The 25,405-nt window shown below is 41.1% G+C and carries 24 protein-coding genes and 2 pseudogenes; 14 read left to right on the top strand and 12 right to left on the bottom strand.

What is annotated here, in order from left to right; translation table 11 throughout:
• The first annotated feature begins 13 nt into the window (after positions 1-13).
• The 6 genes and pseudogenes from EDC51_RS00970 (at position 14) to EDC51_RS00945 (ending at position 4,048) form a co-directional block, all read left to right on the top strand.
• Complete coding sequence (locus EDC51_RS00970) at positions 14-964, top strand: ribose-phosphate pyrophosphokinase (protein ID WP_015432408.1); 951 nt, start codon at positions 14-16, stop codon at positions 962-964.
• Positions 965-1,075: 111 nt separating this feature from the next.
• Complete coding sequence (pyrD, locus tag EDC51_RS00965; RefSeq protein WP_131927918.1) at positions 1,076-2,104, top strand: quinone-dependent dihydroorotate dehydrogenase; 1,029 nt, start codon at positions 1,076-1,078, stop codon at positions 2,102-2,104.
• A 6-nt stretch (positions 2,105-2,110) separates the two neighbouring features.
• A pseudogene (locus EDC51_RS00960) lies at positions 2,111-2,431 on the top strand (IS1595 family transposase); the annotation flags it as partial.
• Positions 2,432-2,490: 59 nt separating this feature from the next.
• Positions 2,491-3,219 (top strand): hypothetical protein, encoded by a 729-nt coding sequence (locus tag EDC51_RS00955; protein ID WP_249038446.1) that lies wholly within the window; start codon positions 2,491-2,493, stop codon positions 3,217-3,219.
• Positions 3,220-3,232: 13 nt separating this feature from the next.
• A pseudogene (locus EDC51_RS00950) lies at positions 3,233-3,349 on the top strand (HI_0552 family protein); the annotation flags it as partial.
• Positions 3,350-3,397: 48 nt separating this feature from the next.
• The gene (locus EDC51_RS00945; protein WP_131927917.1) at positions 3,398-4,048 is read left to right on the top strand and encodes an IS1595 family transposase; all 651 of its coding nucleotides are present in this window, start codon (positions 3,398-3,400) and stop codon (positions 4,046-4,048) included.
• Between the two features lie 93 nt (positions 4,049-4,141).
• Here the strand turns inward: EDC51_RS00945 and mukB are convergent, their stop codons facing one another.
• The 8 genes from mukB to EDC51_RS10985 form a co-directional block, all read right to left on the bottom strand.
• Complete coding sequence (gene mukB / locus EDC51_RS00940; RefSeq protein WP_131927916.1) at positions 4,142-8,602, bottom strand: chromosome partition protein MukB; 4,461 nt, start codon at positions 8,600-8,602, stop codon at positions 4,142-4,144.
• Complete coding sequence (gene mukE / locus EDC51_RS00935) at positions 8,602-9,333, bottom strand: chromosome partition protein MukE (protein ID WP_025267108.1); 732 nt, start codon at positions 9,331-9,333, stop codon at positions 8,602-8,604. The genes mukB and mukE overlap by 1 nt, the downstream gene beginning before the upstream one ends.
• Positions 9,334-9,406: 73 nt before the next feature.
• Positions 9,407-10,741: a chromosome partition protein MukF gene (mukF, locus tag EDC51_RS00930; RefSeq protein WP_131928043.1), complete on the bottom strand. Its 1,335-nt coding sequence runs from the start codon at positions 10,739-10,741 to the stop codon at positions 9,407-9,409.
• A 115-nt stretch (positions 10,742-10,856) separates the two neighbouring features.
• On the bottom strand, positions 10,857-11,762 hold the full coding sequence (locus EDC51_RS00925) for an ATP-grasp domain-containing protein (protein ID WP_131927915.1): 906 nt from the start codon (positions 11,760-11,762) through the stop codon (positions 10,857-10,859).
• 7 nt (positions 11,763-11,769) lie between these two features.
• Positions 11,770-12,555 (bottom strand): monofunctional biosynthetic peptidoglycan transglycosylase, encoded by a 786-nt coding sequence (gene mtgA / locus EDC51_RS00920; protein ID WP_015432399.1) that lies wholly within the window; start codon positions 12,553-12,555, stop codon positions 11,770-11,772.
• Complete coding sequence (trpR, locus tag EDC51_RS00915) at positions 12,542-12,850, bottom strand: trp operon repressor (protein WP_015432398.1); 309 nt, start codon at positions 12,848-12,850, stop codon at positions 12,542-12,544. Before trpR ends, mtgA begins: the two co-directional genes overlap by 14 nt.
• Positions 12,851-12,941: 91 nt before the next feature.
• Positions 12,942-13,589: an outer membrane lipoprotein chaperone LolA gene (gene lolA / locus EDC51_RS00910; protein ID WP_015432397.1), complete on the bottom strand. Its 648-nt coding sequence runs from the start codon at positions 13,587-13,589 to the stop codon at positions 12,942-12,944.
• 64 nt (positions 13,590-13,653) lie between these two features.
• Positions 13,654-13,785: a hypothetical protein gene (locus EDC51_RS10985; RefSeq protein WP_015432396.1), complete on the bottom strand. Its 132-nt coding sequence runs from the start codon at positions 13,783-13,785 to the stop codon at positions 13,654-13,656.
• Between the two features lie 73 nt (positions 13,786-13,858).
• Between EDC51_RS10985 and EDC51_RS00905 the strand changes: the two genes are divergently transcribed.
• The 5 genes from EDC51_RS00905 to EDC51_RS00885 all read left to right on the top strand — a co-directional run bounded on the left by EDC51_RS00905 (position 13,859) and on the right by EDC51_RS00885 (position 17,555).
• Positions 13,859-14,428, top strand: coding sequence for a DUF1439 domain-containing protein (locus EDC51_RS00905; RefSeq protein ID WP_015432395.1), 570 nt, complete (start codon positions 13,859-13,861; stop codon positions 14,426-14,428).
• Positions 14,429-14,526: 98 nt separating this feature from the next.
• Positions 14,527-14,736 (top strand): cold shock domain-containing protein, encoded by a 210-nt coding sequence (locus tag EDC51_RS00900; RefSeq protein WP_015432394.1) that lies wholly within the window; start codon positions 14,527-14,529, stop codon positions 14,734-14,736.
• An 84-nt stretch (positions 14,737-14,820) separates the two neighbouring features.
• Positions 14,821-15,516: a carbonate dehydratase gene (gene can, locus EDC51_RS00895; protein WP_015432393.1), complete on the top strand. Its 696-nt coding sequence runs from the start codon at positions 14,821-14,823 to the stop codon at positions 15,514-15,516.
• Positions 15,517-15,616: 100 nt separating this feature from the next.
• Positions 15,617-15,832, top strand: coding sequence for a YejL family protein (locus EDC51_RS00890; protein ID WP_064317997.1), 216 nt, complete (start codon positions 15,617-15,619; stop codon positions 15,830-15,832).
• A 7-nt stretch (positions 15,833-15,839) separates the two neighbouring features.
• Complete coding sequence (locus tag EDC51_RS00885) at positions 15,840-17,555, top strand: DUF3413 domain-containing protein (protein ID WP_131927914.1); 1,716 nt, start codon at positions 15,840-15,842, stop codon at positions 17,553-17,555.
• A 211-nt stretch (positions 17,556-17,766) separates the two neighbouring features.
• On the opposite strand, the gene EDC51_RS00880 is transcribed toward EDC51_RS00885, so the two are convergent.
• From EDC51_RS00880 to pheS, 4 genes are all read right to left on the bottom strand, one after another.
• Positions 17,767-18,309 (bottom strand): NlpC/P60 family protein, encoded by a 543-nt coding sequence (locus EDC51_RS00880; protein WP_131927913.1) that lies wholly within the window; start codon positions 18,307-18,309, stop codon positions 17,767-17,769.
• 54 nt (positions 18,310-18,363) lie between these two features.
• A complete protein-coding gene (locus EDC51_RS00875; RefSeq protein ID WP_015432389.1) occupies positions 18,364-18,660 on the bottom strand; it encodes an integration host factor subunit alpha in 297 nt (98 codons plus the stop codon).
• A gap of 10 nt (positions 18,661-18,670) precedes the next feature.
• Positions 18,671-21,058 (bottom strand): phenylalanine--tRNA ligase subunit beta, encoded by a 2,388-nt coding sequence (gene pheT / locus EDC51_RS00870; protein WP_131927912.1) that lies wholly within the window; start codon positions 21,056-21,058, stop codon positions 18,671-18,673.
• A 188-nt stretch (positions 21,059-21,246) separates the two neighbouring features.
• On the bottom strand, positions 21,247-22,230 hold the full coding sequence (pheS, locus tag EDC51_RS00865) for a phenylalanine--tRNA ligase subunit alpha (RefSeq protein ID WP_131927911.1): 984 nt from the start codon (positions 22,228-22,230) through the stop codon (positions 21,247-21,249).
• A 254-nt stretch (positions 22,231-22,484) separates the two neighbouring features.
• Here pheS and EDC51_RS00860 point away from each other — a divergent pair, with 254 nt between their 5' ends.
• The 3 genes from EDC51_RS00860 to EDC51_RS00850 all read left to right on the top strand — a co-directional run bounded on the left by EDC51_RS00860 (position 22,485) and on the right by EDC51_RS00850 (position 25,125).
• Positions 22,485-23,165 (top strand): TIGR00153 family protein, encoded by a 681-nt coding sequence (locus tag EDC51_RS00860; protein ID WP_015432386.1) that lies wholly within the window; start codon positions 22,485-22,487, stop codon positions 23,163-23,165.
• 11 nt (positions 23,166-23,176) lie between these two features.
• Complete coding sequence (locus tag EDC51_RS00855) at positions 23,177-24,439, top strand: inorganic phosphate transporter (protein ID WP_131927910.1); 1,263 nt, start codon at positions 23,177-23,179, stop codon at positions 24,437-24,439.
• 80 nt (positions 24,440-24,519) lie between these two features.
• Positions 24,520-25,125: a TIGR04211 family SH3 domain-containing protein gene (locus EDC51_RS00850; protein ID WP_131927909.1), complete on the top strand. Its 606-nt coding sequence runs from the start codon at positions 24,520-24,522 to the stop codon at positions 25,123-25,125.
• Positions 25,126-25,405: the final 280 nt, after the last annotated feature.

Raw genomic sequence — 25,405 nt, 5'->3', positions numbered from 1 at the left:
GAGGTCCCTTCCAATGCCAGATATTAAACTTTTCGCCGGCAATGCGACGCCAGAATTAGCTAAACGTATTGCTGAACGTCTTTACATTTCTTTAAGTGATGCCACTGTGGGACGTTTTAGTGATGGCGAAATTCAAGTCCAAATTAATGAAAACGTGCGTGGTTCTGATGTATTTATCGTGCAATCTACCTGCGCCCCAACTAATGATAATTTAATGGAGTTAGTTGTGATGGTAGATGCATTACGCCGAGCTTCTGCAGGTCGTATCACCGCTGTTATCCCTTACTTCGGTTATGCTCGTCAAGATCGTCGTGTACGTTCTGCTCGTGTACCTATTACTGCAAAAGTGGTAGCAGACTTCCTCTCTAGTGTTGGTGTAGATCGTGTATTGACTTGTGATTTACACGCAGAACAAATTCAAGGTTTCTTTGACGTACCAGTAGATAACGTCTTCGGTTCGCCAGTTTTACTTGATGATATTTTGAAAAAAACCGATTTAGTGAACCCTATCGTTGTTTCACCTGATATCGGCGGTGTAGTACGTGCACGAGCAATTGCGAAATTATTAAATGATGCCGACATGGCAATTATTGATAAACGCCGTCCGAAAGCAAATGTCGCGCAAGTGATGCATATTATTGGTGATGTTGCAGATCGTGACTGTATCTTAGTTGATGATATGATCGATACTGGTGGCACGTTAGTCAAAGCGGCTGAAGCATTAAAAGAACGTGGTGCACGCCGTGTATTTGCTTATGCAACTCACGCGGTATTCTCTGGCTCTGCCGCAAAAAACTTAGCAAATGAAGCCTTAGATGAGGTGATAATCACCGACACTATTCCACTTTCTGCGGAAATCCGCGCATTAAATAAAGTGCGCCAATTAACTTTATCTGGCATGCTAGCGGAAGCGATTCGCCGTATCAGTAACGAAGAATCCATTTCAGCCATGTTTAGCCACTAACATTCATTTAGCCCAATCTATTGATTGGGCTTTTTATTGTTTTAAAAGTCTATGATCATGCAGATTAGACGAAATCTAACAAGCGGTGATTTTTCTCGGAAAATTTACAACATGTACTGTTTAATTCGTAAAGCCCTATTCTCAATGGATGCAGAAAACGCTCACCATTTCAGCATTCGAGCCCTCAGCTTACTTGGTAAGCTGCCTTTATCCCCTCTGCCTAACCTACCCGACCATCCTGTTGAAGTGATGGGATTACGCTTTAAAAATCCGATCGGCCTAGCTGCTGGTGCAGATAAAAATGGCGAAGCTATTGATGGCTTTGCGAAGCTTGGTTTTGGGTTTATTGAAGTAGGGACCATTACCCCAAAAGCGCAAGAAGGTAACCCTCGCCCACGCCAATTTCGTTTGCTGGAATCACAAGGCATTATTAACCGTAATGGTTTTAACAACCTAGGTGTAGACGTATTAATTGAAAATATAAAACAGGCAAAATATCGAGATATTTTAGGAATTAATATTGGTAAAAATGCACTGACACCGATAGAAAATAGTTTCGATGATTATCAAACCTGTTTACGCAAAGTTTATCCCTATGCAAGTTATATTACGGTAAATATCTCTTCGCCAAACACAAAAAACTTACGAACCTTACAATATGGCGAAGCATTAGATGATCTCCTTGCTCGGCTTAAAACAGAACAAAAAAATCTTGCTGAGACCTACCAAACCTATAAACCTCTTGTACTAAAGATCGCCCCTGATCTAACAGAAAGTGAAATCATTGCTGTCGCAGATAGCCTTATACGGCATCAGATTGATGGCGTTATTGCTGGCAATACCACACTAGCCAGAGATATGGTAAAAGGGCAACCTTTTGCACAGGAACAGGGTGGGCTAAGCGGTAAGCCATTACACCAATTAAGCACGCAAACCTTAGCTCGCCTTAATATGGAGTTAAAAGGGCGTATCCCTATTATTGGTAGCGGCGGGATCCATTCCGTACAATCCGGACAAGAGAAAATTGCCGCCGGCGCAAGTTTATTACAACTCTACTCTGCCATGGTTTACCAAGGCCCTAAATTAATTCATGATTTAGTGCGAAACATTAAGCTTGGGGCTGTCCTAGATAACGACTAAAACTTCCTTTTGCCGATTATTCGGGAAAAAGTGAAGCCGGACAGCATTGTTTACACCGATTTTTATCGAAGCTATGATGTGCTTGATGTGAGCGAATTTAATCATTTTCGCATCAACCACAGCACGCACTTCGTTGAAAATCAAAATCACATTAACGGAATTGAGAATTTTCGGAGCCAAGCAAAACGTCATTTGCGTAAATTTAACGGCATTCCCAAAGCCCATTTTGAGCTGTATTTGAAGGAATGCGAATGGCGTTTTAATCACAGCGACTTGAAATCTCAAATTTCCTTTTTAAAACAATTAGTTAAGAGAAGTTTAGGTTAGTTATCTAGGACAGCCCCAAAAATTTTACAAATTCAACCGCTTGCTATTTCGCAAATATAATGCTTAACGAACTCAAGTTACACGATAAACAAGAGGAATTTATGATGAAATTGCTTCATAAAATACTGTTATTAGTCAGTTTGTTTCTTGCTGCCTGTACATCAACGAAAGATCATAGAACTGTGCGATTTTATGATGAAAAAATTCTTGCCGCAGGTGTGGTGGAGAATAAGTTAATTGTTATTGGGCAAACGTATTCTTATGCGTTTGAAGGGAAAGAGAATATTGATGCTTTTTCAACTATTGTGAGTTTTGATAAAGTTTATAGAAAAAGGCTTACAGATAGCTATCCTGAAATTTGGCTAACGAAGAAAGATAAGCACGCAAAACCTGTGGTGACTTTTATTTATCGGGGTATCATGCCTGCAAATAGACTATCGAACACAGAAAGACAGCAATTACTCTCGGCAGAGAAAATTCAAGATCAAGCACCATTTAGTATCGGGCGTGAAAACAATGAACCTTCAGATGCGTTATATGCTTGGGGAATATTAGATGGCGGGCAAGTAATTTCGATCAGTAATCGAGAGGAAATCTTGCAGAAATTCAAATTTAGCCAACCGTTTAAAATTGCTCGAGCCAAGCAAGATATGTGGTTTCAGACTAAGTCATCCACGATCGTAGGGGATGCTATGGATATTGTTGTAGAAGAACCTGCTTCAATTATTTTTCTTCCGTTTGTCGCAGTAGGTCAATTACCATTATTGCTGTGGGCATTGGGGAATTAAATAAGGAGATTTTATGCTTACCTCGCAATCTTGCAGCCCGTTTGATATACCATTTTTCCAATTTTCTCAAATGAAGAAATATTGCCCTGAGGATATTCCTCGTATTAAGGCTGAGTATAAAAAAACATGGGGCTGTCCTAGATAACGACTAAAACTCCATTTAGGTTAAGATAACCTAATGAGAAAAAGTCGTCTAAGTCAGTACAAACAACATAAGCTCATCGAGCTGTTTGTCGCAGGCGTAACTGCTCTAACAGCGTCTGAGTTGGTGAATGTAAACAAAACCACCGCAGCCTATTATTTTCACCGTTTGCGACTACTCATCTATCAACATAGCCCTCATTTGGAAATGTTGGAGGGCGAAATTGAAGCGGATGAAAGCTATTTCGGTGGTGCTAGAAAAGGCAAACGAGGTCGTGGCGCCGCAGGCAAAACCGCCTTATTCGGGCTGTTAAAGCGTGACGGCAAGGTTTACACCGTTGTCGTACCGAACATGCAATCTGCCACACTTTTGCCGATAATTCGAGAGAAAGTGAAACCGGACAGCATTGTTTACACAGATTTCTATCGAAGCTATGATGTGCTTGATGTGAGCGAATTTAATCATTTTCGCATCAACCACTGCACGCACTTCGCTGAAAATCAAAACCATATTAACGGAATTGAGAATTTTTGGAGCCAAGCAAAACGCCATTTACGTAAGTTTAACGGCATTCCCAAAGCCCATTTTGAGCTGTATTTGAAGGAATGTGAATGGCGTTTTAATCACAGTGACTTAAAATCTCAAATTTCCTTTTTAAAACAATTAGTTAAGAGGAGTTTGAGCTAGTTATCTAGGACAGCCCCTTAAGCTTTAATGTACTTTGCCGGCAGTATGCCAATCATCAAAAAAAGAGAGAATTTTCATTCTCTCTTTTAGCGATTACTGACCAAAGCCTTTCAATCCAACCACATGTACGTACTCTTGATTATGGCTAATCTTACGTACCAATTTGTAAGTTGTGCCTCGTTCTGGGCTAATATTTTCTGGTGCGGCAATTAACAATTGCATATCTAAACGTTCACAGAGTTCAAATAACGTGTTAATTGAAGTAGCATCTAAACGGGCGGCTTCATCAAGGAATAATAGACGAGCAGGTAGAAGATCTTTAGCACGTAAACGGCGAGATTCTTCCTCCCAACTTTGTACGACCATCAATAAGATAGACATCCCCGTACCAATCGCCTCACCAGTGGAAAGTGCACTACTCTCTGCTCGCATCCAACCATCAGCCCCTCTAAACGTTTCCACTTCTAGATCTAAATAATTACGATAATCCAGTAACTCTTCACCGATAGTTTGTGGTGTACGTTGTCCCATCTCAATATGTGGATTTACTCGTTTATACAACATGGCAAGCGCTTCCGAGAAGCTAAGTTTTTGGTTTTCAAACAGATCAGAATGTTGCTCTCGTTCGCTTGATAATGCATTCAATAAAATCGCGTGGGTTTCACGAATATTTACAACCAAACGCACACCTTTTACCTGACCAAAAGCAATATTTTGCAAGCCTTGGTTCAATTGCAGAATACGATTTTGCTCACGCTGAATGGTTTTACGCAAAATGTTTGCCACACTTTCACTGCTGATCGCCAATTTTTTCTCACGGCTAGTCAGCTCATTGGTTAAACGAGAGAGTTCAATCTCCATCTGCTCAATCGCATCAATCGGATCATCAGTTTTGATAATGTCTTGGCGAATACGTTCACGTAAATGCTGATAAACCGAAATAAAGAATGCGACTTTATTTTCAGGCTTACGGCTGTCTTCTGACGCTCGCAAGCTATCACGCAGGTATTCATTATCCGCCACCGCTTGGCGCAACGCCCCCAATGCTTTATCCGAAATAGAACGCAACTCATCACTTGATTGATAAGCGAGTTCACGGCGATTTAAGCGTTTTTCCACATCGCTGTTGCGAGAGAGTTTTTGCACTAAACACCAGCTTGCTTTTGCCTGCACCACAATCTCACGTTGGGTATGATAATCTCGTTCTGCTTTACGTACTGTACGATTGAGGTTATCCATTTCTGCTTCAATCACCGCAAGTTGTTTATCTAAATAACCTTTGCGAGTACGTAATTGGCTTAAACGTTGATAGCTTTCTTCTTTTCGATTTTCTGCTCGTTCAAGCGCAGAGGTGTCATTATTACGAATGCCATATTCGTCCATTTCACGCAACAACTCTTGCCACATCTGATTTTTTGCATCAAATGCACTTTTTAATGAGGTCAACACCTGCATATATTGGCTATATTGTGTTTGCGCTTGGCGAAGCTGTTCACGGCTTTGTTCACGTTCTCGTTGAGCATTTTCTAAACGTTGGCGAAGTTGTTCTGTAAGCGCAGAACCTTCTGTCCCAAGCGTTTCCTGGTAACTGAAATGTAAACGGCGATTGTTCACATCAGCTAAAGTAAATACTTTCTGATTGAGTAATTTTTGGTGTTCAACCGAGCGTTTGTAATCATTTTCAAGCTGTTCAAATTGCGTTGGATCACTCTTTAACGCTACTGCAATCGGCTCTAGCTGGCTTAAATAGTTGCCAAATTGGCGGATATATTGCTCATCTTCTTGAGCTTCCAATAATTGCTCACGACAAGCTTCTACCCGTTCAACTAAACTATCGTCCGCTAATAATCCAATTTGCGGAATAATTTTATTTAAAAGCTGTAACAGACCTTTAGTGTTCTCTAATTGATGACGAAGTTGGCTTTCTTGCCCTTGTGCTTGATTTAATTCTCGATCCAATTCAACCCGTTTTTGTGCAATTTCTTGCATAGCACTTTCCGGATCAGGCTGGAAGGCAAGAGCCAAATGCGTCCCCACAAATTGGCTTAAATGTTGGTGTAATCGTTGACATTTTTGCACCTCAAAGGCTCGTTCTGCGTGCTGCTCTGCGGTTTCATCACGCTCAATTTTCAGTTTTTCCAACTGTTTCTCACGAGAAGCGCGACCAAATACCGCAAATTCAGCGAATTTAGAATAACGCCATTGACGATCAGAAAGCTGCACAACCACCCCGTCACCCAGTTCTTCGCTGGCAAATACATTATCATCAAAGGCATTTGGATCACCTTCGATCAAATAGAGATTATCAGGGCAATCATCAAGCTGTGAAAGCTGTGCTTTAACCGCTTCTAAATCTCGCACCACAATAGCTTGACGAGCTTCGGCATACAGTGCAGAGAAATAAGGCGCATCTTCAAGCGATACATCATCATACAATTCAGATAGCAACACACCGCCAAATTTTTCAGCAATATGATTTAAACGCACATCTTCTGAACCGTCTGGCTGACTCAAACGCGAAATTTGTTCATCTAACAGCTGTTCACGGCGAGCTAATTCATCTCGTTCAAGTGTCATTTCCCTTTCACGGCTAAGCGTATTCTGCATAAATTGCATCACAGCTTGACTATTTTCGAAGGTTTCATGACATTGCTCTTGTAAACGGTTTAATGCAGACTGTGCGGTATGCCACGCAGGCGCATTGCTCGCAAGCTGCTGATATTGTTGGTTAAGTTGTTCTCGTTGTTGGCGCTGGCTTGAACGATGCTCGACTAGCTCCGCCAATTCACTTTCTAAATCTTCAAGGCGTGCTTGCTGCTCATCAAAGAAGTTTTCTAGCTCATCAGTTGTCTCAAGCTGCATTTGCGCTTTTTGATTGAATTCAGCTAATAAACGTTCTGCACTCTGTTGCAATTGCAAGCGTTGCTCTAATTCGGCAAGTTTTTGGCGAAGCCCTACCGCTTGTTGCGCTTGTGCTTTTTGGTTGGAGAATTCAGCCAGTAAATCTCGAGCCATTTCCCATGCGTGCAAGCGGTCAATTTCTCCCGAAATTTTGCAAACTAATTCATACGCTTTATCAAACTGCGTTTTCGACATTTCCGATACGGATAGACGCTGCTCTAAATCAAACACCTGATCGGTAATTTCATCAAGTTGCGCACTAAATTCAGCGTGGTAATCTTCAATATTATTCAGATCCAAATTCGGCAAACCACAAAGCTGTTTTGCTTTTTCCAATGCCGCAACCGCCTGCTGATATTGCAAGCCTCGAGTTTGTTGCGCATCCAAAGCTTGTTGATAATCTGCCATTTGGCTCCGCAACTCTTCCACAACATCTTCTGCTTCATCCGAGCGTCCTTGCAATGTTTCCACTTTTCCGGCAATCTCTTCCACTGCCATCTGTTGCTCTTCAATTTTGCCTTGCAGTTCTTCAACTTCATCTTGATAACGTTCCACTTTTTCTTGATGACGAAGCGCATTTTGCACCAAATTGAGATGATCGGACGCACTATTATATTCTGTCTCTAAGCCGCCTTCTGCTTCACTTAATTCCGCTACTTCACGGCTAAATTCAACCAAGCGTTGCTGCTCAAGAGTTAATTTAGATTGCACCTGATACCACTCTTGGCGTTTTTCTAGCGCATTTTGTACATTGCCACGGCGTTCGTTGGCGTGTCGCATATAGTCAGCAGAAACATAGTTCGTGGATTCGGTAATCAACTTTTTAAACATATCACGATCGGACTGCGTAACCTTAATCGCTTCCAGAGTCATTCGGTTTTCACGCAGTGCCGATTCCATATCTTGGAATGCTTGGCGAACGCCTGTATTTTCCGGCAATAAGTAATCACGTAGCGATTTCGTAATCACGCTGGATATGCCGCCGTAAAGAGAGGCTTCAATCAGTTTGTAGAATTTGGCGCGATCTGACGATGAACGTAACCGTTTTGGGATCACCCCCAGATCAAACATAAATGAGTGGTAATCGGTGATAGAGTGATATTGTTTAAACAGTACTTCACTCTCATCAAATTTTTCTTTCAACTCATTTAGAGGAAGCACGCGAGCCTTTTCCCCCAGCTGTTCTGTAAATACGCTGATAACACTTTGATTTTGCTCAATGTTTTGTAAAGAGAATGAACGAATATCAACTTTTTTATCTCTCCCTGCAATTTGCTGTAAACGCACACCGGTCAAAATACGCTGAGCACGGGAGTTTTCGCTCTCTAACACCGCATAACAAACACCTGCTTTCAGCTTACCGTATAAGCCTTTATCTCGACTGCTCGAGGTTGAACCCGCTTCTGTCGTATTACGGAAATTGAGCAAAGTTAAATCCGGAATAAGCGCGGTAACAAAGCCAGCCATTGTGGTTGATTTACCTGCGCCGTTACCACCAGAAAGCGTGGTAACTAATTCATCTAAATCAAAAGTACGAGCAAAAAAGCCGTTCCAGTTAATCAATGTCAGAGAACGGAATTTACCTCGCACAACACTGTCTTGACGGACAAGCGGTGCGATTATTTCATTATTTTGCAAAGTTTGACTTTCCATTAGGCTTCCTCATTCTCCAATTCATCTTGTTCATTTTCTTCACTGTTTGCAGAATTTTCTGCTAATTCAAGCGCTTGTTGGCTTAATAATTCTGGCGTGGTCGCTTCCCCATCGCGGATTAAACGCAATTGCGCCTCTCGAGGATCATCACCTGTACGTACGTCCGCGCCAAAGCGAAATACCGATTCTGAAATAATAAACTTCTTACTGTTTTGCTCTCCAACACGAGTGACAATACCAATACGTGCTAAACGGCGTAATGCCCCGCCCACTCTTTCCTGTAATTTGGCTTTATCCAAATCCGAACCAGTTGAACGAGGATTAATCGCTTTGAGCAGTTTGCTTTCATCAGCAAGATTAAGCAGTTCATCATAAACATCGTCATAGCTGAAAATCCCTTGTTGAGCAAGGCGTTCTGGGCTGAGATAGAGATAGCACAATACTTTGCCCACTAACATTTCCATTTCCGACATTGCGCTGCGTGCAATCAGTGTTGTAGCTTTCGGACGCAAATAAAAGAAACCTTCTGGTGCACGAATGAGTTCCACGTGATAACGACGGTAAAACTGCTCTAGTTCAGCTTGAAAATCCATTAAAAAGGCGTGTTCGTCCAAATGCTCGAGGCTAATATGCCGACCTGCACGCAATTGACTATCTAGGCTAGGAAAAATCGGATTGGCAATCGCTTGTGCCAATTTGGTTGAAATAAAATCTTGGATACTTTCTGTCATTTTATTTTCTCGAGTAAGGTGCAACATATTGCCCCGTGCTTAAAGATGATGGCGCAACAATAGCACCCTATAATTATTTATATTGGTCAATTACATTGGCCTGCACTTCTGCGCCAGTTTGGTTAATTGTCTGCCATTCTGGATAAACTGCTTGGCTATCAAGACTTGCCATACCTAACTTAACCGCTTGATCAACAATAATTCTTGCTACATCAAAATGACGACTATCAGGGTAAAGCGCCAGTTGCTCACGCAAAATCAAACCTAAATCAATCGGTTTACCCTGCTCTCGGAATGGGGCTAAATGCGCCTGCATAATTGCCACGATCTGCTCTTGTACTTGGCTCATGGATTCATATTCCAGTTCACTTGGCAGTTCACCCACTGCTTCCGCCTCGTTTAACTCGCTTTCATCATCGCGCAAATCTAATAAGCTTTCCGCTTTCGCCATATAAAGCAGCCATGGATTATCAAAATAACCTTGAATCGATTGACGCAAGCGTTGCCCAAATACCCGATTTTTGTCCATATCAATCGCGGTACGAATAAATTTATGCACATGACGATCGTAGCCGATCCAAAGGTCAATCGCTTGCTGCCCCCAACTGATAATACGGTCAAGTTTATTCTGCAAATTAACCACTAGCTGATCGACAAAATCCAAATCTAAATTTTGCTCTGCAATTAAGCAGCTTTGAATACGAAGTAACTGCGCTTGAAGTTTATCTCCTGCAGCATTGAGCGTATCTTGTAACTCTCGCAGATTGCCTGACGTTTCATCTAACAGTTGCTGGCAGGTTTCAATTGCTTCAAACCAATTTTGACTAAGGAGTGCGGCGATTCTTTCTCTAATTTGTTGCTGGTTTTCATCCATCATTCGTTGGGAAAGATCAATGCTGTCGAAAATTTCAGCCACCGAGTATTTCAAGGGCGCAAAAACCTGATTGCGCCAGAAACGTTCATCGCCACCTTCTTCTGCTGAAGTCGATGCACGCTGAATTTCATCTGCAACAATAGAAAGTTGAATAGAGAGGCGTAAAGAAGAAAATTCACGTTGGCGAATATAGTAATCAGATACGCCCACACCAAGTGGTGTTAAACGGTAAATGGCTAGACCTTCGGTAAATTCACTGGAAAAACGGTTAAGAAAACGCTGTTTGACTAAATCATTGATCGCATTATTAGCGCGTTGAGCAAGAGTTGCTTCAGATTGTTCAAAGGCTTTAGAGATATGCCGAAATAGATCCTGCAGATCACTTTCGAGCAATTCACCATCCGTTCTTTCATTATTATATAGCGAAATTGCTAATAAAAATGCTAAACGTTCTGTGCTCAGCGAAAGGGAAAATTCACGTTCTTTCGTCCAATCAATTAATTCTGGCAACGTTTGTGCCAATTCGTTATACATCATGCAATCTATCTTAGGCGTTTCAAAAATAGGGCGTATTGTAACCTAGGCTCAGCCGACAATTCAAATGAATTGGTACTATCGCTTAAAAATGGCATAAGCAAGCGCTTGATTTTCAGGATTTTTTTGCCAGTAGAGAGGCTATCATTTTACCTGCTATATCTACCCCACTCACTTTTTCAATCATCTCCAATCCTGGTGAAGCATTCACCTCAAGCACCATTACACCATGTTTCGCGCGAATTAAATCAACCCCAGCAACATCTAGCCCTATGACATTCGCAGCCTTGATCGCGAGAGCTTGTTCCTCCACAGATAATTTTATTGCTCTAGCACGACCACCTTGGTGAATATTAGCGCGAAAATCACCATTCTGTCCTATACGTTGCATTGCGGCTACCACCTCTCCACCTACCACAAAAGCCCGAATATCATGTCCTTGAGCCTCATGAATAAATGCTTGAGCGAGACTAGCCACTTTGCTTGCAATTAACGTATCGAATAAACTCTGAGCAGATTTTTCGCCTTCAGCCAACATTACACCTACTCCTTGAGAGCCGATAAGCGTTTTAATCACCATTGGTGCTGGTAATTGTACGCTAAGATCTGCGCCTTTTAATAAATCTCCCGCAATCAAACTATCTGGTACAGCAATGCCTGCACTGGCCAAGGTTTGCAGACTCAGCCATTTATCCCGTGCCATAGCAAACGCATTTGCGCGATTGAGGCAAGCAATCTGCTGTCGCTCAAAATGTAATAAAACGCGACAACCTTGCTCGGTACTTGAGCTGCCAAAACGCCCAATAACCCCTACATATTCAGCAATAGGCTGCGGTACTTCACGTATTTTTTGAAAAGGTTCACAAGTTTGGTAGTAGGCTTGCAGATGCCCTTGGGTAATTTTTAGCAGAAAACGATTCGGATCAAGAATATCCATCGCATATCCCGCTTTTTCTGCCGCTTGTGTTAATCGCTGACAACTATACAGGCGAGGTTCTCGGCAAAGTTGTAATAATCGCATTATCTTCCTACAATTTATTTAAATACTGCCTTCCACCAAGATTTTGCACTTGGCGTATAATCCATTGCTGTCGGTGAGTCATCGTTTTACTCGGTGTTTTCACGCGATAAATCAGCGGATTTGGCAATGAAGCGGCTAGCAAAGCACTTTCTTGCAGTGTTAATTTACTCGCCGATTTTTTAAAGTAGTGCTGTGCTGCAGCCTCTACACCAAAAATACCCGTCCCAAATTCTGCAATATTGAGGTAAATTTCAAGTACCCGTTTTTTACTCCAGATGCTTTCCGCTAGTAAGGTTAATGGCACTTCTAGCCCTTTACGCACCCAGCTTGTACCATGCCATAAATAGAGATTTTTTACCGTTTGCTGACTAATAGTAGAAGCGCCCATCGCTTTTTTATCCGTTCTGGCATTGCGTTTTAGCGCTTGCTGGATCGCATAAAGATCGAGACCAAAATGACTATCAAATTTCTGGTCTTCAGCTGCAATTGCTGCCATTTGCATCTGCCACGAGATTTTATCTAAACTTACCCACTGATAGTGAAGGTGGTATGGCTGTGCTTGCCAGAGACTTTCTATTTTTTTCTGTGCCATATAGGCTGAAAACGGCACAGGAACGACTGAAAAAATCAGCGTGAGAGAAAGATAAAAAGCCGCAATCGGTAACCCGACTCGGCTAAAGAAAAACCAGATCCATTCTTTCAAGGAAGATAAGGGTTCCGGTAAGAAAAAACGTAGCATCGTTCCCAACCAAGAACGGCGTTTTGCCTTTCTTTTTGTTTTACGCTTTGCCATTCAATTTATCGCTTACCCAGCTTAAAATTTCTGGTTCAACTGTTTTCAGCATATTTGAACCACGTGTTATCGTTGCAGCACTGGTGTTTAGCCTCTGTTGAATTTCTCGCTGTGAATGTTGGTTATTCAACAATTCACGCGTAATTTGCACCCGAAGCCCGAGAGAAGTGCGTTCATCAGCGGTTAATAACATGGCAAGTAACGCTTCCGTTTTATTTTCATGTACCGCTTGGGTGAGCAAACTAATAAATTGTTGCCACTCTTGCGGATCACGTTGATTAAAAAGTGCTTTCATAGTGATTTATGCTTAAAATCCTAAAAGCACAAGCGGTCAAAAACACAACATAATTTACAAAATTATGTAAAAATGAAACCGCTTGTTGCTGTTATTTCTTGGCTTTCTTACTTTTACCATTACGTTGGTCGTCTAGCTCTGCCCCTTTTGGCAGATTAAATTTAAATAGATCATTTGCCACATTTGCAGTTGAAATATTACGCAACACATATAAATTACTTTGTCCATCCCGTTCAATCGTGCTAAACCCTTTTAACAAGCCATTATTGTCGATTCGTATATCAAATTGTTTGATACTACTCTTTTTCGATTTCGGTTTAAGCACAAAGCTGTCCATACTCTGTGTCACATCATATTGATCCCAATGATTTTTTTCATTACTGGTGAGCAACACAAAAGGCGTATCGTTTACCGCATCTTTCACCCAACTCGCAGTTGCTTGTGACACAAAAGGATCAAAGAACCATAGTGTTTGACCATCAGAGACAATCAAATTTTCCTGTGGGCTTTGGGTATCCATACGGAATAAATTTGGGCGTTTTACATAAAATTTGCCTTTCCCCTTCTGAATCTCTTTCCCTTTATTTGAGCGCACAGTTTGGTCAAAATCTGCACTGTATTGACTGGCAAGTTCTAAACGTTTTTGTAGCTCAGCTACCGCGGCTGCATCAGCAAAAGCCAATTGCGTTGCACAAAGCAAACTAACCCCAAGCAGTGATTTTTTCATTAACTGTTTCATCTTGTTATGCATTCCTATGTATAAATGAGATACTCGCCTTTGACAGCACTTAACTTAAAAGTTCTTAAAAACGGAATCCCGTACCAATACCAAAGCCCATTCCAACTCCATTTGAGCCGCCACCTGCACTCACATTACCGCCAACGCTACAAGCCACTAACGATAATGCGAGCACACAAAAAATCAGTTTTTTCATTTCTAATTCCTTAAAATCAAACTATTATTGTGCCATCGTATGATTTAGCCATTTTACTGAAAAGGAGATATTTATGAAAGCGTTATCCCGCATAACCTTGTTCTGTTTACTGCTACTTGCACCCAATTTACATGCTTCACTGCTCAGTATTAGTGAAAAAGAAATTAATCAATATCTCGCTACCCATCTTACTGAAAAAGTGCCATTGCAAGATAAAGTCGGTGTACCCGGCTTGTTTCAGTTAAATTATCATTTACATAATTTGAGCACTCAAATTGGACAAAATGCTGCTCAACGTGTAGAACTGACAGGCATCATTGACAGCCAACTGACTGCTCGTGGCAAAAAATATGCGATTCAACTACAGCTAAATCTTGATACTGTGCCTTATTATCAAGCAGAAGAAGGGGCGATTTACTTAAAGGATGTGCGCCTATTAAGTTGGCATGCAGATCACGATAAATATCGTCATGAATTGCAAATGTTTCTACCTTTTCTTGCCGATGGTATTGCCCATGTTTTAAATAACACGCCTGTTTATACTCTTGATGAAAACAAAACCAAAGAGGCATTAATCAAAAAATTCGGTAAAGCGATTGTGGTGGAAAAAGGAGCATTACGTTTAGAAACACAAATCTTCTAAATTTTGTGATCTGCTTCGAAATTTTTGATTTTGCTAGTTGAGCCAATTTTGTTTTACTCTAAGATATGGTGACTTACATAGCAAATCAGGAGAAGAGAATGGAGCAAGCGTGTGTCAAATGGTTTAATAATGCTAAAGGCTTTGGTTTTGTAACCTGTGACAGTTTTGATGGTGATATTTTTGTTCATTTTAGTGCGATAGAAGGTGAAGGCTACCGTACACTGAAAATGGGGCAAAAAGTACAAATTGAGTTTGTAGATAGCGATAAAGGAGCAAGCGTAACCAAACTTATTATCCTTCCTGAATAAACAATGCCCCGTAAGGGGCATCATTTTTCATCCTCATCTATTTCTGTTAGAATCCCCCGCCGTTGAAATTCAGAGAAATAATAAATGAAAAAAATTGAACGTTTGTTTGCCAATAATCATGCCTGGGCAACCCAGATGAAAGATGAGCAATCCGATTTTTTCAAGCAGCTCGCTGAACACCAAAACCCTACTTATTTATGGATTGGCTGTTCCGATAGTCGTGTACCTGCAGAAAAGCTAACAGGCCTAGAGCCGGGGGAATTATTTGTCCATCGTAATGTTGCTAATTTGGTCATTCATACTGATCTTAATTGCTTATCCGTTGTGCAATATGCGGTCGATGTACTAGATATTGAACATATCATTATTTGCGGACATACCAATTGCGGCGGAATTAAAGCTGCAATTGGCACAAAAGATCACGGGTTAATTAGTAACTGGCTATTACACATTCGGGATCTGCTATTTAAACATAGCCATCTTATCGGTAAAATTCCAAGTGAACGTCGTGCCGATATGTTGGCACGATTAAATGTCGCAGAACAAGTCTATAACCTCGGACGTTCATCCATCGTAAAATCAGCTTGGGAGCGAGGGAAAACGCTCTCTCTACATGGTTGGGTTTATGATGTAAATGATGGTTTCTTACATGATCAGGGTGTTATCGCCACTAGCCGAGAAAGCCTTGAAATAACATACCGCAATGCCATTGCAAAACTGATGACAGAAGCCGATGAAATTGCTACTCAAATCGAACAAGCAAAAAACGAGCAACTTTAACCACCATACTTTCACTATTTTGCAAATTTTTGTGCAAAAACCACCGCTTGCATGGTGGTTTTGTGCTAGTATGACGACTCAATTTTTATGGAAAATACATATGGCTATCAAATCAAAATACCAAGACGTACAACTAGATGCGCTAGTGAATGATCTCATTATCGCCTTAGAAAAACACAAAGCTCCTGCGGATCTCTCTTTAATGGCACTGGGTAACCTTGTCACTAATATTTTAAAAAACAATTTTCAAACCGAGGCTCAACGTCACGCAGTTGCGGACAGTTTTGCCTCTGCATTAAAAAATTCATTGAAATAAAGCATCTATGTTAAACCGCCTGCACCAGCTATTGCCAGAAAACTCACGCCAATACCGCGAGGAAATCTCACAACGCATTACTTGGGGGCACTGGTTTGCGCTGTTTAACATTATCATTGCTTTAATTATTGCCAGTCGTTATGCATTCAATAGTGACTGGCCAAATACTTTAGCGGGTAAACTCTACTTTTTTGTAAGCTTATTTGGCCACTTCAGCTTTGTAGTCTTTGCAATCTATCTTTTATTGCTTTTTCCACTCAGTTTTGTGATTAAAAATAGCAAAACTTATCGTTCTATTTCTGTATTAATCGCAACAGTAGGAATGGCATTTTTGTTGTTAGACACTGAGGTTTTCAAGCGTTTCTTTTTGCATTTATCGCCATTAGTTTGGGATTTATTAATTAACCCAGATGAAGCCGAGCTTTCTCGCAAATGGCAATTGCTTTTCGTGCCAATGCCTCTCATTTTTTTGGCTGAAATGTTATTCTCCCGCTGGTCTTGGCAAAAATTGCGTAGCTTAAGTCGCCAACGTTGGGGCAAATATGTTGCGCTATTTTTCTTAAGCTGCTTCAGTGCTACTCACCTGTTATACGCTAGTGCAGATTTGATGCTTTATCGCCCTATTACGGCACAAAAAGCGAATTATCCGCTTTCCTATCCAATGACTGCGCGTAGTTTTCTTGAACGACACAACTTACTTGATCGTGTCAGCTTTGAACAGAAACTCGAAGAGCAAGGTCGTCCAGATACGTTCTACCTCAACTATCCGCGCCATACATTACGCTACCAAAATGTACCTGCGCCAATAAATCTCTTATTTATTAATCTCTCTGGCCTGTCGAATGAGGCTATTCAAACAGCGCAAATGCCTCATCTGTCAAATATTGCAGTAAAATCACGTCGTTTTATGCAACATTACAGCAGCGGTGATAATATTACTGCGGGTATTGCTGGCCTATTTTATGGTATTAGCGGGCGATATGTTGATGCTATTTTGAATGAACAGGAGCCTTCTGCGCTAGTGACAAGCTTAGAAAAAGCGCATTATCAATTTGGTTTATTTTCACACAATGGTTTTGCTGAGCCTATCTATCAACGTGCTTTATTTAAAGATTTTTCTCTCCCTCAAACCCAAGGTAATCAGCAAAGTATTGCGCAGTGGCAACAGTGGCTAGAAAATCGCGCTGAGCAGCCTTTCTTTAGCTATTTAGAATTAGATGCGCTGGTGCCATTACCAACATTAGATAATCAAATTGCACAAATTTGGCAAGCATTAGAGCAACACTCTCTGCTCTCTCGTACTTTAGTGGTCATTACCGCGGATCTCGCGAGCTTTGAAAGCTTACCAAATATGTTTGATAAAAAACGTATCCAAGTTCCTATGCTCATGTATTGGCAAGGCGAAGCGAGCCGCTATACGGCAATGACTAGCCATTTAGATATCCTTCCAACCATTCTCAGACAATTCTTTGGCGTGAGCTCACCAATCAGTGACTATTCACAAGGGATTGATCTCACTCAGCCTAATGAGCGTAAATGGCTACTTAGCTCAAACTATAAACGGAATGTGGCAATTATGCCGGATGGCGAACAATTCCATGTTGATGCAAAAGGTGATTTTGAGCATTACGATCAAAATGGCGAGAAACTTCAAGGATCACGACCACCATTAGCGCTATTCTTGCAATTAATTCAACACAGTAATCAATTCATCGAAAAATAATTTGTAAATTTTATTGCGAAATGGAGCGCTTGTATCAGGCAGAAAAAAAGCCACTGTATCAGTGGCTACTCGGAAAGCAAATTTATGAAACGGTTGTTTGATACAACACTTGTTTTGTTGGGCACAAGATTACGTTAAATCACCTTGATTATCAAACCATTTCATTGAAATCTAACGATTTTTTATTAACTTTGTGATCTAGTTCTCAAAATTACAACCGACGAGCCTGCCAGAAGGCTTTTGACCAATAAGGTGAGTTCAAGCTAGAGTAAATAACCCCCCCTTTGGTGGAGGCATGTAAAAATTGATCTCCTTTCACGTAAATCCCTACATGCTTGCCATTTGGACCTCGTCCTGTGTTAAAAAAGACCAAATCGCCTGTACGTAATTGGCTTTTAGCGATTTTTCTACCCGCTTTAGCCTGATCAACCGTCATTCTTGGCAGATTAATACCAAACAATTCCCGATAAGTCAGCTGCGTAAAACCGGAACAATCAACACCTCGTTTTGTTGTCCCACCTAAACGATAGCGTGTTCCTTTCCATTCTTGTTGATGTTCACTCAAACGGCTAATTGCCATAATCGGGTCGGAAAGGCTCGCCTTATATTGTGATTTAGCCTGCCGTGCTTCGCTGCTAAAAGGTGCATTCTTATGCTTTGAATAAGAGGTCGATGAGGCTGTACAAGCCGTTAGAATGAGTGTACAACCAAGTAATGAGGCAATAGCAATGCTTTTTTTAGTTAATTTCCACATACAATCTCACAAAAAAGGCATTCCGAGCAACGGAATGCCATATCTATTTGTTAATTAAGCTGTTACTTTCGCATTTTCAACGCGATCACGCATTTTCTGTCCAGCTTTAAACACAACAACTCGACGAGCTGAAACAGCTACACTTTCGCCAGTTTTCGGGTTTCTACCCGGCCTTGCTTTTTTATCACGGACAGAAAAATTACCAAAACCAGAGAGTTTGACCTCTTCGCCACGCTCTAGACATAAACGAATTTCTTCAAAAAAAAGCTCAACAAACTGCTTTGCTTCACGCTTATCCAATCCGCATTTTTCCATCAGATTGTCTGCCATCTCAATTTTGGTAAGTGCCATAGTAACCGCCTTAATCTCTTAATGTTGCTTGGAATTTTTCCCCTAATGCGCTAATCACATTTTGCATTACCGCATTAATTTCTTCTTCTTCCAACGTTTTTTCCGTATCTTGAATTGTTAAGCTTATCGCTAAACTTTTCTTACCTTCCGGTAAATTAGCGCCTTGATACACATCAAACAGGGTCACATTAACCAGTTTATTACCTCCTGCTTGCTGGCATGCCGCTAACACCTCACCCGCCGGCACATGTTGCTCAACCACAACGGCAATATCACGCTTATTCGCAGGGAAGCGAGAAATCTCTTTTGCTGCTGGAATTGGGCGTTCAGCAATCGCTTCAGCAAGCAATTCAAAAGCAACGGGTTTACCTGATAAGCCTAATTGTTGTACTACTTTCGGGTGAATTGTACCGATAAAGCCGATCTCTTTACCATCAAGCATAATTGCCGCAGATTGCCCAGGGTGTAATGCAGGGAATTGTTTCGCCACAAATTGCACATCATTGCGTGCTTTGGTGAGTGAAAGAATACGTTCTAAATCCCCTTTCAAATCAAAGAAATCGACATTTTCACCTTTATTTTCCCAATGGGTTGGACGTTTATCACCGACAATCACAGCTCCAAAGACCATTTCTTGGCGAACACCACTTTCCGCTTGGCTATCTGGGATAAAGCGTAAACCTGTTTCAAAAATACGAATGCGATTTTGTTGGCGATTTTGGTTATAAGCCACTGTATTCAACAAACCTGTTAGGAGTGAAACACGCATTACCGACATTTCGCTAGAAATTGGATTTGGCAGAATCAATGCTTCTTGCTCAGGGTGCAATAATTGTTGCACTTTTGGATCAACGAAACTATACGTAATCACTTCTTGATAATCGCTATCCACTAATGCGGTACGAACACGCAGTGCTTCTAAAATTTTCTCTGGCACACCTTTCATTTGCAAGTGAGCAAGCGGTGCTTTATTTGGAATGCTGTTATAGCCATAAATACGCGCTGCTTCTTCAATCAAGTCTTCTTCAATCTCAATATCAAAACGCCAGCTTGGCGATTGCACCGTCCATACACCATCCGCATATTCTGGTTGGAAACCAAGACGAGTGAAAATGTCTGTTACCGTATTGGTTGGAATATGATGACCGAGTAAGCTATCTAATTTTTCACGGCGCAATTGCAAGCGGTGTGATTTTGGTAAACATTCGCTATTGACCGCTTCTACAATTTCCCCTGCTTCACCGCCACAAATTTCTAAGAGCAACGCCGTTGCTCGTTCCATTGCATTGCGAGCAAGTTCAGGATCAACACCACGCTCAAAACGGTGCGATGCGTCTGTATGCAAACCATATTGTCTTGCACGGCCTGCAATCGCAAGCGGCGCAAAGAATGCACTTTCAAAAATCACATCGGTTGTTGTTTCAGATACACCGCTATGCTCACCACCGAAAATGCCTGCCATGGCTAATGCACCTTTCTCATCAGCAATGACTAATGTATTTTCTTTTAATTTTGCGGTTGTGCCATCAAGTAATACTAACTCTTCATCTTGACGAGCCATACGCACTTGAATTGCACCACTAATTTTCGCCGCATCAAAAGCGTGCATTGGCTGACCAAGTTCTAATAAAGAAAGATTGGTAATATCCACGATAGGATCAATAGAACGGATACCACAACGGCGCAGTTTTTCTTGTAACCACAATGGTGATTGTGCTTTCACGTTTACATTTTTAATCACACGTGCCAAATAGCGAGGGCAAGCTTCCGGTGCGTCTAATTTCACCTCCACTTTATCGCTAATGGTTGCAGGCACTGGTTGAATTTCAGGTGCTTTCACTTCTGCTTGGTTAATAACACCCACCTCTCGAGCAATCCCTGCAATGCTTAAACAGTCCGCACGGTTTGGCGTTAAGCTGATTTCAATCGTTTGATCATTTAAATTTAAATAATCACGAAAATCTGTGCCAATTGGTGCATCGGCTGGCAATTCAATAATCCCGCTATGATCTTCTTTAATGCCTAATTCAGAATAAGAACAAAGCATACCTTCTGACGGCTGACCACGTAATTTGGTTTTCTTAATTTTAAAATTACCTGGTAATACTGCACCATCAACCGCACAAGCGACTTTTAATCCTTGACGGCAATTTGGCGCACCGCACACAATATCTAATAAGCGATCACCGCCAACATTAACTTTGGTCACACGCAATTTATCCGCATCGGGGTGTTGGGCACATTCCACCACTTCACCCACAACCACGCCACTAAACTCACCAGCAACTGGCTCAACACCATCTACTTCTAAACCTAACATCGTAATTTGGTCGCAGAGTTGCTCTGTGCTAATTGCAGGATTTACCCACTCACGCAACCAAGATTCATTGAATTTCATTGTTTATTTTCCTTCTATATTGTTCCCCTCTTTAGCAAAGAGGGGTTAAGGGAGATTTGACAGGAGAAATTTGCGAAGTGAGAGTGTGAATAATGTTCATATTCTTTTGCCTTATTCACTTATTTTCTCCGTTTATCACTTCTGCCAAATCTCCCCCAGCCCCTCTTTGCTAAAGAGGGGAGCTTACATTACTTAAACTGTTTCAAGAAACGCAGATCATTCTCAAAGAATGAACGCAAGTCAGTCACGTTATAGCGAAGCATGGTTAAACGCTCAACGCCCATACCCACCGCAAAACCGCTGTATTCATTCGGATCAATGCCAACATTGCGTAACACATTTGGGTGAACCATACCGCAACCTAACACTTCTAACCATTTGCCGTTTTTGCCCATCACGTCCACTTCAGCACTCGGCTCAGTGAACGGGAAATAAGATGGGCGGAAACGCACTTGTAGATCTTCTTCAAAGAACGCACGTAGAAAATCGTGAAGTAAGCCTTTCAACTCAGTGAAATTCGCTTTTTTATCCACATAGAGGAGTTCAATTTGATGGAACATCGGGGTGTGGGTTTGATCGTAGTCGTTACGATACACACGACCTGGTGCCATAATACGGATAGGCGGTTGCATTTTTTCCATTGTACGGATTTGCACGCCAGAGGTTTGCGTACGTAATAAACGTTCCGCATCAAACCAGAAAGTATCGTGATCGGCACGAGCTGGGTGATGTGCTGGAATATTAAGTGCATCAAAATTATAGTAATCGGTTTCTACTTCTGGCCCTTTCTCAACGGTAAAACCTAATTCAGAAAAGAATTTTACCACACGCTCAATCGTGATAGACACAGGGTGTAAACCACCTAATTCCGTTTTACGCCCTGGTAAAGAAACATCAATGCTTTCTGATGCCAATTTTGCATTTAATTCAGCGGTTTCAAGCTGAGCTTTTTTAGCATTGAAAGCATCTTGTGCTTGTTGTTTGGCTTCATTGATTTTTGCGCCAACCACTGGACGTTCGTCCGCAGGTACATCGCGCAAGCCTTGCATTAACGCAGTGAAATGTCCTTTCTTACCAAAATACTCCACACGCAACGCTTCAATCGCTGCAATATCATTTGCACTTGCCACAGCTTCTAATGCCTGTGAAACAAGATTTTCTAGGTTTTGCATACCTACCCTCTAATAAAAATAACCGTTGTAGAATAAAAATGTTTTGAATGATAATACTTCTCCGCCCCATTGTAAATTTAAAATCGCGCTAACGTATTGATTTATAATAGCCCTCACGAGATTTTGTAAATTTCTTTCAGTTTTTAACCGCTTGTAAATTTTAATCCGTGATCTTCCCTAAAACATAAAGTAAAATGTGGGGCGTTTTGTCTAGAGCAAACATGAATATTTAAAAACTTACGGAGAACATTGCGATGGCAATGAATAATATTTTGGGTTTATTCGCCCAATCCCCTTTGAAACCGTTACAGAAACATGCCAAAAAAGTTACGGAGTGTTGTGGGCTATTAGTGCCTTTTTTTCAAGCTAGCTTTGAGCAAGACTGGGAAAAGGCAGAGGAAATTCGTCGCCAAATTACTGATTTAGAACACCGTGCCGACTTACTCAAACGTGAAATCCGTCTAAAATCACCTCGCGGCTTATTTATGCCCGTTGATCGTTCAGATCTCTTAGAGCTGGTTACTCAACTCGACAAACTTGCCAACTTTTCTAAAGATATTTCTGGCCGAATTATCGGCCGCCAACTCATTATTCCTACTGAAACCCAAGCAACTTTTATGCATTTCCTTTCTCGTAGCTTAGATGCGACTGTTCAAGTCGGGAAGGTGATTAGTGAAATGGATCACTTACTTGAAACAGGTTTCCGTGGTCGCGAGTTAAATTTTGTAAATACAATGATTACCGAACTCGATACTATCGAGGACGATACCGATCAGTTACAAATTATGCTACGTAAAGCAATTTTTAGTATTGAAGATCAGCATAATCCTATTGATATTATGATTTTATACAAAATTATTGAATGGGTTGGTGTTTTAGCTGATCAAGCGCAACGCATTGGCTCTCGCATTGAATTAATGTTAGCTCGTTCATAATAGGGGGACTTATGGACTTGATTCATAATTACGGATTTATTCTGGTAATTATTACGGCAATTTTCGGCTTTATCATGGCATTTGGTATTGGTGCTAACGATGTTGCAAATGCTATGGGAACCTCTGTGGGTTCTGGCACAATTACAGCGAAACAAGCCGTGTATATTGCCTTAGTATTTGAATTTTGTGGGGCTTATCTCGCTGGTGGAGAGGTTGCAGAAACAATTAAAAGTGGTGTGATTGCCTCTGATGCGTTTTTAGGGCATCCAGAAATACTTACTTTGGGCATGATGTCAGCATTATTTGCTGCGGGCGTATGGCTGGTTCTCGCTTCACAAATGGGCTGGCCGGTATCCACTACACATACGATTATTGGTGCAATCGTAGGCTTTGCTTGTATCACGGTAGGTATGGAAGCTGTTCGTTGGTCTGAGTTCAGTGGCATTGTAGGAAGCTGGTTTATTACGCCATTTATTGCTGGCATCATTGCTTTTGGTATTTTTATCTCTACCCAGAAGTTAATTTTTGATACCGATAAACCTCTTAAAAATGCGAAAAAATATGCCCCCTACTATACAGCTTTAACTGTCTTTATTATTTGTATTGTTACTTTAGATAAAGGATTAAAGCATGTTGGCCTAAACCTCTCAGGCAAAGAAACCGCATTACTTGCAGCGCTATTAGCTTTGGTTTCGGCAATTGCTTGTGTCTTTTATTTAAAAACAAAATCATTCCAATCTAATCTGCAATCAAAAGGATTTAGTGGTGTTGAACGGGTATTTAGCATTTTGATGATCATTACCGCCTGTGCTATGGCTTTTGCGCATGGCTCAAATGATGTTGCAAATGCTATTGGGCCTTTAGCTGCCGTAGTATCTATTGTTGATAATGGCGGTGTGATTGAAGGAAAAACCATTATGGCACCTTGGGTGCTTCCATTAGGTGCTATCGGGATTGCAACAGGACTTGCGATTATGGGGCATAAAGTAATGGGAACGATTGGCACAGGGATTACGGATCTCACCCCTAGCCGTGGTTTTGCTGCTCAGTTTGCTTGTTCAATTACAGTGGTTTTGGCATCCGGTACCGGCTTGCCAATTTCTACGACACAAACGCTTGTTGGAGCTGTGCTAGGCGTTGGTTTTGCCCGAGGGATTGCAGCATTAAATTTAGGCGTAATCCGTAATATTGTTGCTTCTTGGGTGATCACTCTACCTGCTGGTGCTATTCTCGCTATTATTATTTACTATATTCTTAAACTTATTTTTCTTTAATTAAATCTACTAGGAAGCTCTAAGGTTTGATAATAAATCAAGTCTTAGGCCTTCCCTTCGCTTTACAGGATTATGTCAGTATGCAGAAAATCTCTACAGCCATAGCAACATTACTATTCAGCCTCTCTTTCTCAGCAAATGCACAAACTCAATATGTCACAGAAAACTTAAATACTTACCTACGTAAAGGGCCTGGTGATCAATTTAAAATTGCAGGTACAATTGCTGCTGGCGATAAAGTAACAGTATTAGATCGAAAAGAGCGTTACACATTAATAAGAGATAGTCGTAATCGCGAAGGCTGGATATTAACTGCTGAAATCAGTAATACACCCAGTTCTAAAATATTAACACCACAGCTGCAGCAGCAAGTGCAAGAATTAACCTTAAAATTAAACAATATTGATAAAGAGTGGCAACAACGTACCGTTGAAATGCAACGCCGCGCACAACAAGCTGATCAACAAAGTAGCGAACTGCTTGAACAAAATGCTCTGCTTAAACGGGAGCTTGATATTCTGAAAAACAAAAACCGAGATCTCGAAGCATTACAAAATGCGGAAGCACGAGAAATTATGATCCAATATTTTATTTATGGTGGTTCTGTTCTCGGTATTGGATTAATACTTGGGTTAATTCTTCCTGCCATTCTGCCTCGTCGTAAACGACATAATGGCTGGCATTGATCCTAAAAAAGAAAAGCGATTATAAGTAAACGAATTTAAGGACTGAGCTCTGTATATATAGGGCTGAGTCCTTTATTTCAACTGAATAGATTCATTCAGACTATACAAAGGTTTCAAGCTCTGTAGAGTTCTCTTTCTTTTCATCTCTCCGCCTCCTAAATATTTTGAATAGAGGAAAATAGACTATTTGTATTAGCCATAAAAAATCTGCACCTTAATCTGTTGGTTGTTTCGTCCAACTTTTGGGGTGCAGATCAATAAGAGTCTTTTTATTTATTCA

It is taken from the genome of Bibersteinia trehalosi (assembly GCF_004346205.1).
Lineage (GTDB): Bacteria > Pseudomonadota > Gammaproteobacteria > Enterobacterales > Pasteurellaceae > Bibersteinia > Bibersteinia trehalosi.
Note: the sequence above shows the minus strand (reverse complement) of the source record. Positions and strands in the feature narration are given on the sequence as shown.

Coding starts and splice junctions, on each gene's coding strand:
- can (WP_015432393.1), top strand. CDS start 14,821: ATGAAAAAAATTGAACGTTTGTTTGCCAATAATCATGCCTGGGCAACC.
- EDC51_RS00860 (WP_015432386.1), top strand. CDS start 22,485: ATGGCAATGAATAATATTTTGGGTTTATTCGCCCAATCCCCTTTGAAA.
- pheS (WP_131927911.1), bottom strand. CDS start 22,230: ATGCAAAACCTAGAAAATCTTGTTTCACAGGCATTAGAAGCTGTGGCA.
- EDC51_RS00880 (WP_131927913.1), bottom strand. CDS start 18,309: ATGTGGAAATTAACTAAAAAAAGCATTGCTATTGCCTCATTACTTGGT.
- EDC51_RS00925 (WP_131927915.1), bottom strand. CDS start 11,762: ATGCGATTATTACAACTTTGCCGAGAACCTCGCCTGTATAGTTGTCAG.
- mtgA (WP_015432399.1), bottom strand. CDS start 12,555: ATGGCAAAGCGTAAAACAAAAAGAAAGGCAAAACGCCGTTCTTGGTTG.
- mukE (WP_025267108.1), bottom strand. CDS start 9,333: ATGACAGAAAGTATCCAAGATTTTATTTCAACCAAATTGGCACAAGCG.
- lolA (WP_015432397.1), bottom strand. CDS start 13,589: ATGAAACAGTTAATGAAAAAATCACTGCTTGGGGTTAGTTTGCTTTGT.
- EDC51_RS00890 (WP_064317997.1), top strand. CDS start 15,617: ATGGCTATCAAATCAAAATACCAAGACGTACAACTAGATGCGCTAGTG.
- trpR (WP_015432398.1), bottom strand. CDS start 12,850: ATGAAAGCACTTTTTAATCAACGTGATCCGCAAGAGTGGCAACAATTT.
- EDC51_RS00970 (WP_015432408.1), top strand. CDS start 14: ATGCCAGATATTAAACTTTTCGCCGGCAATGCGACGCCAGAATTAGCT.
- EDC51_RS00955 (WP_249038446.1), top strand. CDS start 2,491: ATGCTTAACGAACTCAAGTTACACGATAAACAAGAGGAATTTATGATG.
- EDC51_RS00885 (WP_131927914.1), top strand. CDS start 15,840: ATGTTAAACCGCCTGCACCAGCTATTGCCAGAAAACTCACGCCAATAC.
- EDC51_RS10985 (WP_015432396.1), bottom strand. CDS start 13,785: ATGAAAAAACTGATTTTTTGTGTGCTCGCATTATCGTTAGTGGCTTGT.
- pyrD (WP_131927918.1), top strand. CDS start 1,076: ATGTACTGTTTAATTCGTAAAGCCCTATTCTCAATGGATGCAGAAAAC.
- EDC51_RS00875 (WP_015432389.1), bottom strand. CDS start 18,660: ATGGCACTTACCAAAATTGAGATGGCAGACAATCTGATGGAAAAATGC.
- mukF (WP_131928043.1), bottom strand. CDS start 10,741: ATGTATAACGAATTGGCACAAACGTTGCCAGAATTAATTGATTGGACG.
- EDC51_RS00945 (WP_131927917.1), top strand. CDS start 3,398: ATGAGAAAAAGTCGTCTAAGTCAGTACAAACAACATAAGCTCATCGAG.
- EDC51_RS00850 (WP_131927909.1), top strand. CDS start 24,520: ATGCAGAAAATCTCTACAGCCATAGCAACATTACTATTCAGCCTCTCT.
- EDC51_RS00855 (WP_131927910.1), top strand. CDS start 23,177: ATGGACTTGATTCATAATTACGGATTTATTCTGGTAATTATTACGGCA.
- EDC51_RS00900 (WP_015432394.1), top strand. CDS start 14,527: ATGGAGCAAGCGTGTGTCAAATGGTTTAATAATGCTAAAGGCTTTGGT.
- pheT (WP_131927912.1), bottom strand. CDS start 21,058: ATGAAATTCAATGAATCTTGGTTGCGTGAGTGGGTAAATCCTGCAATT.
- mukB (WP_131927916.1), bottom strand. CDS start 8,602: ATGGAAAGTCAAACTTTGCAAAATAATGAAATAATCGCACCGCTTGTC.
- EDC51_RS00905 (WP_015432395.1), top strand. CDS start 13,859: ATGAAAGCGTTATCCCGCATAACCTTGTTCTGTTTACTGCTACTTGCA.